This window comes from Sphingomonas sp. M6A6_1c (assembly GCF_053345135.1).
Genome location: NZ_JBKEZO010000003.1, coordinates 360,691 through 373,878, shown reverse-complemented (window position 1 = coordinate 373,878; position 13,188 = coordinate 360,691). Strand labels below are relative to the sequence as shown.

General features: G+C 67.9%; 11 protein-coding genes and 1 tRNA gene. 10 read left to right on the top strand and 2 right to left on the bottom strand.

The annotated features are described in order from the left end of the window. Positions 1-428: 428 nt before the first annotated feature. The 7 genes from ACLBWH_RS07795 (at position 429) to ACLBWH_RS07765 (ending at position 5,806) form a co-directional block, all read left to right on the top strand. Entirely contained in the window at positions 429-992 is a 564-nt protein-coding gene (locus ACLBWH_RS07795; protein ID WP_447797994.1) for a hypothetical protein, read from the top strand. A 410-nt stretch (positions 993-1,402) separates the two neighbouring features. Continuing rightward, positions 1,403-3,367, top strand: coding sequence for an alpha/beta hydrolase family protein (locus tag ACLBWH_RS07790; protein WP_447798204.1), 1,965 nt, complete (start codon positions 1,403-1,405; stop codon positions 3,365-3,367). A 388-nt stretch (positions 3,368-3,755) separates the two neighbouring features. Then, positions 3,756-4,001 (top strand): translation initiation factor IF-1, encoded by a 246-nt coding sequence (gene infA / locus ACLBWH_RS07785; RefSeq protein ID WP_017977808.1) that lies wholly within the window; start codon positions 3,756-3,758, stop codon positions 3,999-4,001. A 15-nt stretch (positions 4,002-4,016) separates the two neighbouring features. Continuing rightward, positions 4,017-4,586, top strand: a complete 570-nt coding sequence (locus ACLBWH_RS07780; protein ID WP_447797991.1) for a Maf family protein — start codon at positions 4,017-4,019, stop codon at positions 4,584-4,586. Continuing rightward, on the top strand, positions 4,579-5,520 hold the full coding sequence (locus tag ACLBWH_RS07775) for a ribonuclease (protein WP_447797989.1): 942 nt from the start codon (positions 4,579-4,581) through the stop codon (positions 5,518-5,520). Before ACLBWH_RS07780 ends, ACLBWH_RS07775 begins: the two co-directional genes overlap by 8 nt. Beyond that, complete coding sequence (locus ACLBWH_RS07770; RefSeq protein WP_322848827.1) at positions 5,517-5,690, top strand: DNA gyrase inhibitor YacG; 174 nt, start codon at positions 5,517-5,519, stop codon at positions 5,688-5,690. Before ACLBWH_RS07775 ends, ACLBWH_RS07770 begins: the two co-directional genes overlap by 4 nt. Positions 5,691-5,730: 40 nt before the next feature. Continuing rightward, positions 5,731-5,806 (top strand) — tRNA-Phe (locus ACLBWH_RS07765). A 545-nt stretch (positions 5,807-6,351) separates the two neighbouring features. Here the strand turns inward: ACLBWH_RS07765 and ACLBWH_RS07760 are convergent. Further along, positions 6,352-6,978 carry an SOS response-associated peptidase family protein gene (locus ACLBWH_RS07760; protein ID WP_447797987.1) on the bottom strand — a complete coding sequence of 209 codons (627 nt, stop codon included), beginning with the start codon at positions 6,976-6,978 and terminating at the stop codon, positions 6,352-6,354. Between the two features lie 12 nt (positions 6,979-6,990). Next, on the bottom strand, positions 6,991-7,368 hold the full coding sequence (locus ACLBWH_RS07755) for a hypothetical protein (protein WP_447797985.1): 378 nt from the start codon (positions 7,366-7,368) through the stop codon (positions 6,991-6,993). 136 nt (positions 7,369-7,504) lie between these two features. On the opposite strand from ACLBWH_RS07755, the gene ACLBWH_RS07750 reads away from it, so the two are divergent. The 3 genes from ACLBWH_RS07750 to ACLBWH_RS07740 are packed head-to-tail and all read left to right on the top strand — an operon-like array spanning position 7,505 to position 13,186. Beyond that, complete coding sequence (locus ACLBWH_RS07750; RefSeq protein ID WP_447797984.1) at positions 7,505-8,206, top strand: ImuA family protein; 702 nt, start codon at positions 7,505-7,507, stop codon at positions 8,204-8,206. Further along, on the top strand, positions 8,124-9,914 hold the full coding sequence (locus ACLBWH_RS07745) for a Y-family DNA polymerase (protein WP_447797982.1): 1,791 nt from the start codon (positions 8,124-8,126) through the stop codon (positions 9,912-9,914). The genes ACLBWH_RS07750 and ACLBWH_RS07745 overlap by 83 nt, the downstream gene beginning before the upstream one ends. Further along, complete coding sequence (locus ACLBWH_RS07740; RefSeq protein WP_447797980.1) at positions 9,914-13,186, top strand: error-prone DNA polymerase; 3,273 nt, start codon at positions 9,914-9,916, stop codon at positions 13,184-13,186. Before ACLBWH_RS07745 ends, ACLBWH_RS07740 begins: the two co-directional genes overlap by 1 nt. The last annotated feature ends 2 nt before the right edge of the window (positions 13,187-13,188 follow it).

Genomic DNA, 13,188 nt, shown 5'->3' with positions numbered 1-13,188 from the left:
CCCGACGAAAGTCGGGACCCGTGGACGCGCCGACGGAGCGGCAGCGCACCACATCGCAGCTTACCGCGACCATAGGCCCCGGCCTCCGCCGGGATGACGAACGGGGTGGAGGCGCGATACCCCACGAACGCAACACCTCCGCGCTCTCCGCGCCTCCGCGCGCAAAGCCTCCTTCCTCTGCGCCTTCGCGCCTTCGCGCGAACCTTCCTATCGACCCGAACGACCGGCCCGCGAACCCGCCGATAGCCGCACCGCCACAATTTTGCCCATCAACGCCAACCCCAAGCTAACGTCAGGAAAGACAACGCTTCTTCCCCAAACCTTCGCCGATCCCGGCACCCGCCACGCGATCCGCCGGCCATTTCGTTGATAAATCGGTAAGGTCTGATGCCTAGCCGCCGCCTCCAACCGTGGAGGAGCGTAGGACGATGAAAGACACACTTGCCGGCTTCATCGACAATGTGGGTCTGGCCGATGCCTTCAACGTCCAGCACGACGATCCGCACAAGGCGCGCAAGCCGCTGCTCGACGGCATCAGGCGGATGCGCGACCAGTTCGCCGCGCGTAACGGCGATACGAGCAAGGCGGCCAACCGCTGGTGGCAGATCAAGAACGGCGTCCTCGCGATGACGGTGAAGATCGGCGGCGAGACGCTGCAGATCAACGGCGCGACGACCAATCACCTGCCGGTCGATCGCTTCGAGGAATTCCTCGAAAAGTTCGAACAGGCGGTCGACAGCGGCGCCTTCGACGACGAACTGAAGGCCAAGGGCATCGGCCGCGCCAGGGCCCAGCAGCCGTCGAACGGCAAAAGCAAGATCATCGACACGCGCATCGGCGGCCGACATCCCAGCAACGACCGCGAAGACTGGGACGATCTGACCTGGGCGCAACGCCAGCAGATCGGCGCTTATTACCGCGCCGGCAAGAACCCCGACGGCACCGTGATCGCCAAGGTCGGCTATCGCCCCGACGCCCCCCTGGCCGACTGACGCAGGCACGCGTTCCCATGGCGAGGCGGGGCACATAACGCCCCCAGGTCATCTCGGCGAAAGCCGGGACCCAGGGATTGCGCGCCATCCATGATGCGCGAAACGTCGGCTGCGCGTCGACAGGTCTTGGCGTGCGTCGAATGACGACTGCGACCCGGCCAATTCTGCGAGCTTCCCGCTAAGCCAACGGTCCAGACGCGGCGGTTTGCCCTCGGGATCGGAGACGGCAGCCACTATCGGCTCGTCCTGTGGCCCGCCATGATAGCCGCCGTCGTCCTGCTCGATGGTTGCGGTACTCCACTAGTCGAAACAGACACTTCGCACTCCGCGCTTGCAGCCTGCCACGGCCCCCGTCATCCCTCCCTATGCGGTCTTGGGGGCAAGGCCGCGCAAGGGGGAGACACGCTTTCATGGTCCGTCGTCACGCACGTTGCGCTGCCACCATCCTGCTCGCCGCGATTGCTGCGCCGGCTGGCAGCCAGACCGGCGGTAGCGCGCCCAAAGCTGCCGACGCGCCCGCGGTCGACCCCCAAGCCGCCGTTCCCGTAGAAGCCTTTGCCGAACTTCCGGTCCTCGCCGATCCGAGCCTTTCGCCGGACGGCACGCACATCGCCGGCAAGATGGCGGTCGCAGGCGCACAGCATCTCGTCGTCGTCTCGCTCTTCGATCATGCCAAACCCGTCGCGATCAAGGTCGGGCCGGAGATGGATATCAACTGGTGGCACTGGGTCGGCAACGGCTGGCTTGCGGTCGGCGTCGGCCAGCAGGTGCCGTTCCAGGGTGACGATGTCTATATGACGCGGATGATCGGGGTCAGCGCCGATATGAAGCAGGTACAGCGGATCGACTGGCCGCGTTCGGGCTTGCGTGCGGACGATCTGCTTTGGGTTGCGCGCGACGGCAGCCCACGCATCCTCTTCTCGCGCCAGACCGGTATCGAAACACTCGACGAAATCTACCCGTCGGTATGGGAGGCCGATGTGTCGACCGGCCGGACCAAGCGCGTCGCCAGCAGCCAAGTGGACGTATGGAACTGGCACGCTGACGGCGCCGGCACCGTCCGCATGGGTGTCCGCTACGCCGATGCGACCGGTCGGGCATCCCTTCTCTATCGCACGAGTAACGGCGAATTCTTTCACACCATCGCGCGCAACGATCCCAAGAGCGAGACGAGCGTCGTCGTGCCGCTTACCTTTCGTGCGGACGGCACCGCGCTTGCTACCGACGACACCAGCGGCCGCGATCAACTCTATGAAGTTTCGCTGCCCGACCTCAAGCTCGGCAAGAAGCTGTTTGGCCTCGATCGCTATGATATCGACGGCATCATCGAGAACCACGACGGTACTGATGTCATCGGCGTCCAGGTCACCGACACCTATCCGCATACCGTCTGGCTCGATCCGGAGATGAAGAAGATTCAGGAGGCGGCAGACAAGGCGGTCGGCAACCGCCGTGCGCGCATCGTCTCGCGCAATGCAGACGACAGCCGCATGCTGGTCGAGGTCGGCACCGCCTCGCAGGCCGGCACGCTATATTTTTGGGACCTCGCCGCCGGGCGCATGCAGCGTTACGCCTATCAGAACAAGACGCTCGGCAACCGCAGCCTCTCGCCGGTCAAGACCATCCGCTATACTGCACGCGACGGCACCGCGATCGATGCGGTGCTAACCCTCCCTCGCCACCGCGCGACCAGGAACCTGCCGCTGATCGTCCTGCCGCACGGCGGACCGATCGCCCGCGACAGTGAGGAATGGGATTGGTGGACGCAATATCTCGCGGAGATCGGCTATGCCGTGATCCAGCCCAATTATCGCGGCTCCTCGGGCTATGGCACCGCCTTCGTCAAGCTGGGTGAAGGCGAATGGGGTCTGAAGATGCAGGACGATCTCAACGACGCGATCGGCTATCTCGCCAAGGAGGGCATCGCCGATCCGAAACGCGTCTGCATCGCCGGCGCCTCCTACGGCGGCTATGCCGCGCTCCGCGCCGCGCAGCGTGATGGCACCTTTTACCGCTGCGCGATTTCCTATGCGGGCGTTTCCGATCTGGTTGGCATCAAACACTACGACGCGCAATTCCTCAACGGCAAGACCGCGGGTCGCTATTGGAGCAAGCGCACGCAGGATCTGCATGGTGTCTCGCCCCGCTTCGGCGCCGCTCAGGTGTCGATTCCCATCCTTCTGATGCACGGCAAGGCCGACCGCCGCGTCCCCGTCAGACAATCGCGACAGATGGCCGAAGCGTTGAAGGCGGCAGGCAAGCCCTACGAATATATCGAACAGCCCTTGGGCGACCACCATTTCACCCGCAGCGAGGACCGACTGGAATTCCTTAAAGCCATGGACGCCTTCTTGGCAAAATATAACCCAGCATGATCGTTTACGGCCAAGGTATATTGTCGAGGCTACGGATGCCGTCATTACTTTGGAATATATTTGCTTTGCTCTTCAATATCTTGGTCGATATTGGACTGTCGGGTCGATCTGCAAGGCAATCCCGCCAGTCCTACACGCCAAGGATCTGCCACCTTCCCGGCTCGCTCTTTGTCATCGTCGACTGTCCCCCCGCGCGCTCGTCTCCTAAGACGCGCTCTATTGCCATGCGCTTGCCGAACCGCCCCGCGCTCCCCACATCCACGTTGCTACCGACAGCGATATGCGTGAACTTCGTGAAGTTGGCGCCCGCACGCCGGTTCCCATTGCTTCCCTTTTTCGGCAGCCTGCGCTAAGGGCGCGCCCGAAGCACGCGAATAGAGGTTGATTTTTGGCCAAGGAAGAATTGCTCGAGATGCGCGGCCGCGTGGTGGAATTGCTCCCCAACGCGATGTTCCGTGTCCAGCTCGAAAACGATCACGAAATTCTCGGACACACCGCCGGCAAGATGCGCAAGAACCGCATCCGCGTGCTGGTCGGCGACGAGGTGCTGGTCGAACTCACCCCCTACGATCTGACCAAGGGCCGGATCACCTACCGCTTCATGCCCGGTCGCGGCGGCCCCGGCCCGCAATAAGCGGCCGCGCGACGCGTGTCGCTGGTTCTCGCCTCCTCGTCCCCGCGCCGTCGCGAACTGCTCGGCCGGCTCGGCCTCGCCGCCGACCGGATCACCGCGCCCGACATCGATGAATCGGCTTTGCCGGCGGAGCGCCCGCGCGACTACGTGCTGCGTATCGCCTGCGCCAAGGCCCGCGCGGTCGAGCGCGCGCCGGACGAGGTTATCCTCGCCGGCGATACGACGATCGCGGTCGGCCGCCGCATCCTCGGCAAGCCCGCGGATGACGCCGACCTGCGCCGCATGCTGGCGTTGCTCTCCGGCCGGCGCCATCATTGCCTGTCGGCGGTCGCGGTGATCGACACCGCGGGGACGCTGCGCCACCGGCTGTCCGACACGATCGTCGCCTTCCGCCCGCTCGACCCCGCCGAGATCGACGCTTACGTCGCCAGCGGCGAGGGCGAGGGCAAGGCGGGCGGCTATGCGATCCAGGGCCGCGCCGAGGCGTTCGTCCGCTTCCTCCACGGCAGCCATTCGGGCGTCGTCGGCCTGCCGCTGATGGAGACGCGCGCGCTGCTGCGCACCGCCGGCCTGCCGCTTGCCTGAATGGCTCTATGAAGCCGGCATCGGCGAGGCGCGCGCCGCGCTGGTCGAGGACGACCGCATCGTCGAGGCCGCGATCGAACGGCCCGACCCGCTCCGCCTCGGCACCGTCGCCCGCGCGAAGCTGGTCGAACTGACCGCAGGCGGCATGGGCCGCCTCGACATCGCCGGCCACGAAGCGGTGATCGCCCGCATCCCCCCCGGCGTCACCAAGGGCGCCGCCCTCACCGTCCAGATCGCGCGCGAGGCGATTCCCGAGGCCGGCCGCGCCAAGCCTCCCCGCGCGGTCGCCAGCGATGCGCCGCTCGGCGAAGGACCCGACCTGCTCGCCCGGCTCCACGCCACCGGCCTGCCGGTCCGCACGTTACGCGCCCACGAACCCGACGCGCTCGAAGCCGCCGGCTGGTCCGAACTGCTCGAAGAGGCGATCGGCGGCGAGATCGTCTTCCCGCTCGGCGGCCTGCGCATGTCGCCGACCCCGGCGATGACGCTGTTCGACGTCGACGGCCCGCCGCCGCTCGATCCGCTCGCCATCGCCGCGGCGCGCGCGGTCGCACTGGCGATTCGCCGCCATGCGATCGGCGGCTCGATCGGCATCGACTTTCCGACGCTCGCCAACAAGACGGCGCGGCAGGCGGTGGCCGAGGCGATCGACGCGACGCTGCCGCCGCCGTTCGAGCGCACCGCGGTCAACGGCTTCGGCTTCCTGCAGATTGTCCGCCCCCGCCCCCGCGCCTCGCTGCCCGAGTTGCTGCGCGCCGATCCCGCCGGCACCGCCGCGCGCGCCACGTTGCGCCGCCTGGAGCGCGAACCGCCGGGCAGCCCGCTTCACCACCGCCTGCCGCCCGCGGTACACGCGCGACTGACCAGCCGCCCCGAATGGCTGGCGGAGCTTGCCCGCCGCACCGGCGTCACCCATCGACTGGACTGCGCATGACCGAAAAGAGCTGCCCGATCTGCGGCAAACCGGCGACGCCGGACCACACGCCCTTCTGCTCGCGCGGCTGCCGCGACCGCGATCTGCTGCAATGGCTCGGCGAGGGATATCGCCTTCCGGTGAAGGACGAAGAGAAAGACGGGGTAGACAGCATCGATTCCGCTGACTAAAGGCCGCGCTCCGATCGCGAGCATCCTCGCTTTCCACCCTGCCCGGGTAGCTCAGTTGGTAGAGCATGCGACTGAAAATCGCAGTGTCGGCGGTTCGAATCCGTCCCCGGGCACCACTTCCCCGCCCGTCGCGGGATCAAGCCATCTCCTGTCGTTTCGCCCATAAGAGGTGCGTTGCGCCCTTATAAGCAGTAATTTTCGCGTTCGCCTCGTGAAGCGGCGGTGGCTGCCGATCATTACGAGATCATCCCTTATGGGAGTAGACAGCTCGACCCTTACACGGGGCAGAGGTAAGCGTGAGCGCAAGCTATGATGGTACGCGGCGGCCGCCTCGACCCATCAGCCGATGGGATGCAGGAGACGACATTGAGTCTTCGTTTTGCGGTCCCACCTTCAAGCATCCGTTCATGCTCGGTAGACGGTCAGACAGCGATGGTGGATTTGGCGAGAAGTGGCAAATCCGGAGCCCGGCGACACGTGCCTCGGGTTTGGTCGGGATGATCGGCACCGAGGCTGGCCATTTTGCCGCACGGCCGCCGAGCTTCCAGCGCAGCATATCGGAGAGTCCGCGATCGGTGCTTGCCTAACCGCGATTGAAGAAGCGGATGCCGTCGAAATGATCGCTCGGCTGGCCGTCGTAATAGCGATTGCGAGCCATCAGTCAGGCGACCCGCATCATCTGCGAGGGGTAGGCGGTGAGCAGCTTCACCGCCTCTTCGATCGGCGCGGTCAGCCATCGCTCCTGATCCTCGGCGAGCAGGATCACCGGCATCGCCTTGGGGTGTTTGGGCGCGACGAGCGGATTGGGCTCGGTGGTGCAGAAGGCATAGACGCGGTCGTGGTCGGCATCGACCTTCCACAGGCCGGCGAAGCACGGCACCGGTTGGTCCTCGACGGTGAACCACCAGTTGGTATCGCCCGGCCCCTGCCGGTCGGACACAGCCTTGGGTTCGGCGAAGCGGGTGAATGGCACGAGGCAGCGATGCTCGGTCCGCAGCAGCCAGGGCTTCCAAAGGTTACTGTGCAGATTGCGGGCGTTGGTCCACCAGTCGTAGAGGAACGGCCGTTCCCCCTCGCGCGCGGCACGCTTGCGGGGTTTTCGCGTCGGAAACCCCCAGCGCATCGTGCTCAGCACGCGCCGGCCATCCTCGTAGCGCACGACATAGCCGGGCTTGCCGGGGGCGGCATAATCCCTCTCGATCCCCAGCACATTGGCCGCGTCGTCGACCGCGGCGAGCGCATCGAAATAGCCGCGCGGATCGACCTTCAAGTTATAGAGATTGCACATCTTCGTATTCGATCACGAGCGATGGCGCGAGACAAGCTTCTTCCACGTAGCCTCGTCCGGATACGGCAGCGGCGCGCCGGTCGGAGGTTCGCGACCGACCGTGAGATGCGGTCGCGCCGTTGCTTTCTGCTCACGGCAGCCGGCGCAGAACAGGCGGGCTGCCACGGCAGGCAGGCCATCGTCCCAGCCGCGGCGGTTGAACAACCACCACAGGCATACTGCATCCAGCACCCGGACATGACCGCAGCGCGGGCAGGTCAGACGCAACGTCCGCTTGTACAGCGCGCATTGCTCGAGCGTGCGCAGGCGGCGCCCGACATGGTCGTAGTCGGCGCGCGCCGCCCCCGTCGTAGCTGCCGGCCCGGCAGCGTCGATCCCGTTTCGGTTCACCGAATCTCTCCCGTAACGCCTTGACCCTTCGTCAACAATTCTGGAACATATAGCGAACATATGAGTCGCTACAGCCATGTCCGCTAACCCCCAACCCGATGAGGCCCTGGCCCGCTTGCGCGAGGAGCTGGGTGCCGTGCGCGGGCCGAAGCTGGCGGTTCTGCCCTTCGACATCGATGCGATCGACAGGCGACTCGCCGAGGGCGGACTCGTGCTGGGCGGCCTGCACGAGGTGTCGCCGGCGACGCCGACGCTCAGCGACGATGCCGCGGCGACGCTGTTTTCGGTCGGCATCGCTGCCCGCGCTGCGGCGCAGTCCGGCAAGCGCGTGCTCTGGGCGCTGACCCGCTTCGACCTCTACGCCCCCGGTCTGGAGCAGGCCGGGCTCGACCCGGCGACGTTGCTGTTCGTCGAGGCGCGCGACGACAAACAAGTGCTCGCCGTCATGGAAGACGGCCTGCGCCACGGCGGGCTCGCCGCAGTCGTCGGCGAGGTCAAGCGGGCCGATATGGTCGCGACGCGGCGGCTGCAGCTTGCTGCGATGAGCGGCCACGCCCCGGCGCTGCTTGCGCGCCGCTGGCGCAAGGCTGGCGTCGAGCCCTTGTCCGACCTGTCTGCGGCGATGACGCGCTGGCGGATCGCCTGCGCGCCCTCCGAGCGGCTGCCGGCACCCGGCGTCGGCCGGGCACGTTGGACCGTCGACCTCGCGCGCCAGCGCGGTGGTCCTCCCTTCACCCTGCAACTGGAGGCATGCGATGACACGGGTCGCCTCGCTCTACCTGCCGCACCTCGCCATCGAGCGACTGCGCCGGCTCGAGCGACCGCGCGCGCTGCCTGAACCGCAGCCTGCGCCATCGCTGCCGGTCGACGACGACCCCGGTGCCTGTTCGGTGCCGCGGGGCGGCGGCTGGCGTCCGGGCGCGCGCTGGGCGCGCGACGACGGCGCACGTGCGGCGATCGAGGAGCAGGCTGCGGCACTACCGCGTCACCAGCAGCCGACGATGCGCGAACTCGGCCGGCGCTCCGAGGCGGCGGATCATCCGTTCAAGCGACCGGTGTCGGCAGGAAGCACGCGCATGGCCCTGCCAGTGGCCGTGCCGGTCGCGCACGCGGTGCCGCTGGTCCTCGCCGAGCAGGCCGGTCAACGCCACGTCATCACCGCCGCGTGCCCAGCCGCGCTTTCGCTCGGCCTGATACCCGGCATGGCGGTGACGCAGGCGCGCGCGCTGGTGGCAGAGCTCGACGTGCGTGCCGCCGATCCCGCCGCCGATCGCGCGGTGCTCGACAGCCTCGCGCTGCATGCGGTGCGGCATTGGACACCCACCGCCGCGGCAAGTGGCGCGGACGGGCTGTGGATCGAGCTGACCGGTACGGCGCACCTTCATGGCGGCGAGGCGCGCTTCTGCCGGCGGCTGGTCCGCTTCTGCCGCCGCTTCGGCTATACCGCACGCGTCGCGGTGGCGGGAACGCCGGGCGCCGCGCACGCGCTCGCACGGTTCGGGCGTGACGCGACCAGCATTATTCCGGACGGCGGCGAGGCGCAGGCGCTCGCCGGCCTGCCGCCCGCCGCGCTGCGGCTGACGCCCGAGGCGCTGACCGCCGCGGCGCGGTTCGGGCTCGACCGGATCGCCGATCTGCTGCCGCTGCCGCGCGGCCCCCTCGCGCGTCGGCTGGGGCTCGTGAGCGTGCGCCGTCTCGACGAGGCGCTCGGCCGGGTGGCGGAACCGATCGTGCCGGTCGTGCCGGGGGAGACGCCGCTGGCGCGCCGCCGCCTGCTCGAGCCGATCGGCACCGCCGAGGCGATCGAACACGTCATCCGCGATCTTCTCGCCGAAATGATCGGGCTGCTGCAGGAGCGCGGCGCCGGCGCCCGCACGTTGCTGCTCGTCATCGAGCGGATCGACGGCAGCGAGCAGCGGCTCGCCATCGGCACGTCGCGACCGACGCGCGACGCGGGCCATCTCGCCCGCCTCTTCCACCTCAGGATCGAGACGATCAATCCGGGCGACGGGATCGAGACGATGCGGCTCGCCGCCACCCGTACCGATCCGCTTGGCGCGACCGCGCTCGCCGCCAGCCTAGCTGGCGACGATGCGCCGCCGGATGTCGCGACGCTGGTAGACCAGATCGCCGGCCGCGTGGGTGATGCGGCTCTGTTTACCGCAGCGCCGTTAGAGAGCGACGTGCCCGAGCGCGCCGTCCGTCGCACCGCGCCGCTCGCCGCCCCGACCGGCTGGCCCGCGTGGCGGCGGCCGGTGCGGCTCCTCAACCGGCCCGAGCCGCTCATCGGCGTGCTGGCCTTGCTGCCCGACGCACCGCCCCGCCGCTTCACCTGGCGTGGCCAAGTCCATGCCGTCGTCGCCGGCGACGGCCCCGAGCGCATCCACGGCGAATGGTGGCGGCGCGACGGCGAGCTATGGGCGGTGCGCGACTATTTCCGCGTCGAGGACGATACCGGCGCGCGCTTCTGGCTGTTCCGCCGCGGCGATGGTGTCGATGGCGCGACCGGCGACCTCAGCTGGTATCTGCATGGGCTGTTCGGCTGATGAAGACACAGACGACCTATGTCGAACTCCAGGTCACCAGCCATTTCTCGTTCCTGCGCGGAGCCTCCAGCCCGGACGAACTGTTCGCGGCCGCCGCGCTGCTCGGTCATTCCGCGCTCGGGCTGACCGATCTCGGCAGCGTCGCCGGGCTGGTCCGTGGCTGGGAGGCACAGAAAGCGACCGGGGTGCGGATGATCGCCGGCGCGCGGGTGCGGCTCGACGACGGCCGCATGCTGCTGCTCTACCCGACCGACAAGCCCGCCTGGTCGCGTCTCACCCGGCTGCTTACGCTCGGCAAGTCGCGCGCCGGCAAGGGCGGCTGCGCACTGGCGTGGGAGGATGTCGTCACCTGGAACGCGGGGCTGATCGCCATCCTGCTTCCCGATCTGCCCGGTGACGCCACCCGCAGCGATCTCGGCGATCTGCACGAGGTGTTCGGGAACCGTGGCTATTGCGCGCTCACCTTCCGGCGACGGCCCGACGACGCGATGCGCCTCCACGACCTCGCCCGGCAGGCGGCCGACGCAACGGTTGCAACCGTCGCGGTCGGCGACATCCTCTACCACGCGCCCGACGCACGGCTGCTGCAGGACGTCGTCACCGCGATCCGCGAGAAGTGTACCGTCGATACGCTCGGCTATCGCCGTGAGCGCCATGCCGACCGGCACCTTAAATCCCCGGAAGAGATGGAGCGTCGCTTCGCCGCCTTCCCCGACGCCATCCGCGCCACCGCCGAGATCGCGCGCCGCTGCACCTTCGACCTTGGTGAGCTGAGCTACCAATATCCCGACGAGCGCGTCGTCGACGGGCTGACCGCGCAGCAGGCGCTCGAACAGCTTACCGACGCCGCCGTCGAACGCCGGTTCCCGGATGGCGTGCCCGTGCAATACCGGACGCAGATCGATCACGAACTGCGGCTGATCGCCGAACTCGCCTATGCGCCCTACTTCCTGACCGTGAACAGCATCGTCGCGGAGAGTCGGCGCCGCGGCATCCTGTGCCAGGGCCGCGGCTCGGCGGCGAACAGCTGCGTCTGCTTCATGCTCGGCATCACCTCGATCGACCCGATCAAGCACGAGCTGTTGTTCGAGCGCTTCATCTCGGGCGAGCGCCGCGAGCCGCCCGACATCGACGTCGACTTCGAGCATGAGCGCCGCGAGGAGATCATCCAGTGGATCTATGAGACCTATGGCCGCACCCATGCCGCACTGACCGCGGTCGTCACCCGCTATCGCGCGCGCGGCGCGGTGCGCGAGGTTGGCAAGGCGCTGGGCCTGCCCGAGGATCTCACCAAGGCGCTCGCCGGGCTGGTGTGGGGCTGGAGCCAGGAAGGCGTCGGCGAGAAACAGGTCCAGCAGCTCAACCTCAACATGGATGACCGGCGCCTGCGGCTGGCGCTCGATCTCGCGAGGCGGCTGATCGGCACGCCGCGCCATTTGTCGCAGCATCCCGGCGGCTTCGTGCTGACGCACGACCGGCTCGACGATCTCGTGCCCATCGAGCCTGCCGCGATGGTCGACCGGCAGGTGATCGAATGGGACAAGGACGACATCGACGCGCTGAAGTTCATGAAGGTCGACGTGCTCGGCCTCGGCATGCTCGGCTGCATGAACCGCGCCTTCAATATGCTGGAGGAGGCCAAGGGCATCCGCGTCGGCATGGCCGACCTGCAGGACGACGATCCCGACGTCTATGCGATGATCCAGAAGGCGGACACGCTCGGCACCTTCCAGATCGAGTCCCGCGCGCAGATGAGCATGTTGCCGCGGATGAAGCCGGCGCGCTTCTACGATCTCGTCATCGAGGTGGCGATCGTCCGGCCGGGGCCCATTCAGGGCGACATGGTCCACCCTTATCTCCGCCGCCGCGAGGGGCGCGAGAAGCCGGACTATCCGCGGCCCGAGCTGCGCGCGGTGCTCGAGAAGACGCTCGGCGTACCGCTGTTCCAGGAACAGGCGATGAAAGTCGCGATCGTCGGGGCGGGCTTCACGCCCGCCGAGGCGGACCAGCTACGCCGTGCGATGGCGACGTTCAAGTTCACCGGCGGGGTCAGCCACTTCTTCGACAAGCTGGTCGGCGGGATGGTCGAGCGGGGTTACCCGCGCGACTTTGCCGAACGCACGTTCAAGCAGATCGAGGGGTTCGGCAGCTATGGCTTCCCCGAGAGCCACGCCGCCAGCTTCGCCAAGATCGCCTATGCGAGCTGCTGGATGAAGCACCATCATCCCGACGTGTTCTGCGCCGCGCTGCTCAATGCGCAGCCGATGGGTTTCTATGCGCCGGCACAGGTCGTTCGTGACGCTCGCGATCACGGTGTCGAGGTTCGCCCGGCCTGCATCAACGCCAGCCGCTGGGATTGCACGCTGGAGCCGGGCCGTGGCCGCTATCTCGCCGTGCGCCTCGGGTTGCGGCAGGTCCGTGGCCTCGCCAACGCGCATGGCGCGGCGATCGTGACCGCGCGTGGGCAGATGCCGTTCGGCTCAGTCGAGGAGGTCTGGCGCCGTGCCGGCGTGCCGCGCGCCGCGATCGAACGGCTGGCGGAGGCGGACGCATTTCGCGTGCTGGGCGAGGACCGGCGGCAAGGCCTTTGGAAGGTGAAAGGCCTCGGCGACGCCCCCTTGCCGCTCTTCGCCGCCGCTGACGCGCGGGAGTCGCTGTTCAGCCCGGAAGGACTGGAGCCTGACGTCAGCCTGCGGCCCCTGTCCGATGGACGCGAGGTCGTCGAGGATTACCGCGCCTTGCAACTGTCGCTGCGCGCGCACCCGCTGGCTTTCCTGCGGCAGGATCTAACCCGGCGTGGCATCACGCGCTGCGCTGACCTCGCAAACATCAAGGATGGCCGGCACGTCGAGGTGGCCGGGATCATCCTCGTCCGCCAGAAGCCCGGATCAGCCAAGGGCGTGCTGTTCATCACCATCGAGGATGAGACGGGGATCGCCAACGGCATCCTCTGGCCCGACCGCTTCGAGGCGCAGCGCCGCACGGTGATGTCGGCGGCGATGATCGGGATGAAGGGTCGCGTGCAGAAGGAGGGACAGGTGATCCACGTCATCTGCGACCGGATCATCGACCATGGACCGCTGCTCGCACAGGTCGGACAGATGGATTTCCCGCATGCCACCGGGCGTGGTGACGGCGCGCGGCATGCGGGCTCGCCTGACCGCGGCGACGCCGGCTGGAAGCCCGGTCCTCGCGATAGCTACTGGCCGCCGCATAGCACGGGCATGGATCCGGAGGACGTGGTGCGGGTGAAGTCGCGCGACTTCCACTGATC

What these genes read in the sequence shown, in the direction of transcription:
- ACLBWH_RS07740 (WP_447797980.1), top strand. Translation starts at nt 9,914, where the DNA reads ATGAAGACACAGACGACCTATGTCGAACTCCAGGTCACCAGCCATTTC.
- ACLBWH_RS07760 (WP_447797987.1), bottom strand. Translation starts at nt 6,978, where the DNA reads ATGTGCAATCTCTATAACTTGAAGGTCGATCCGCGCGGCTATTTCGAT.
- ACLBWH_RS07790 (WP_447798204.1), top strand. Translation starts at nt 1,403, where the DNA reads ATGGTCCGTCGTCACGCACGTTGCGCTGCCACCATCCTGCTCGCCGCG.
- ACLBWH_RS07770 (WP_322848827.1), top strand. Translation starts at nt 5,517, where the DNA reads ATGACCGAAAAGAGCTGCCCGATCTGCGGCAAACCGGCGACGCCGGAC.
- ACLBWH_RS07745 (WP_447797982.1), top strand. Translation starts at nt 8,124, where the DNA reads ATGACACGGGTCGCCTCGCTCTACCTGCCGCACCTCGCCATCGAGCGA.
- ACLBWH_RS07795 (WP_447797994.1), top strand. Translation starts at nt 429, where the DNA reads ATGAAAGACACACTTGCCGGCTTCATCGACAATGTGGGTCTGGCCGAT.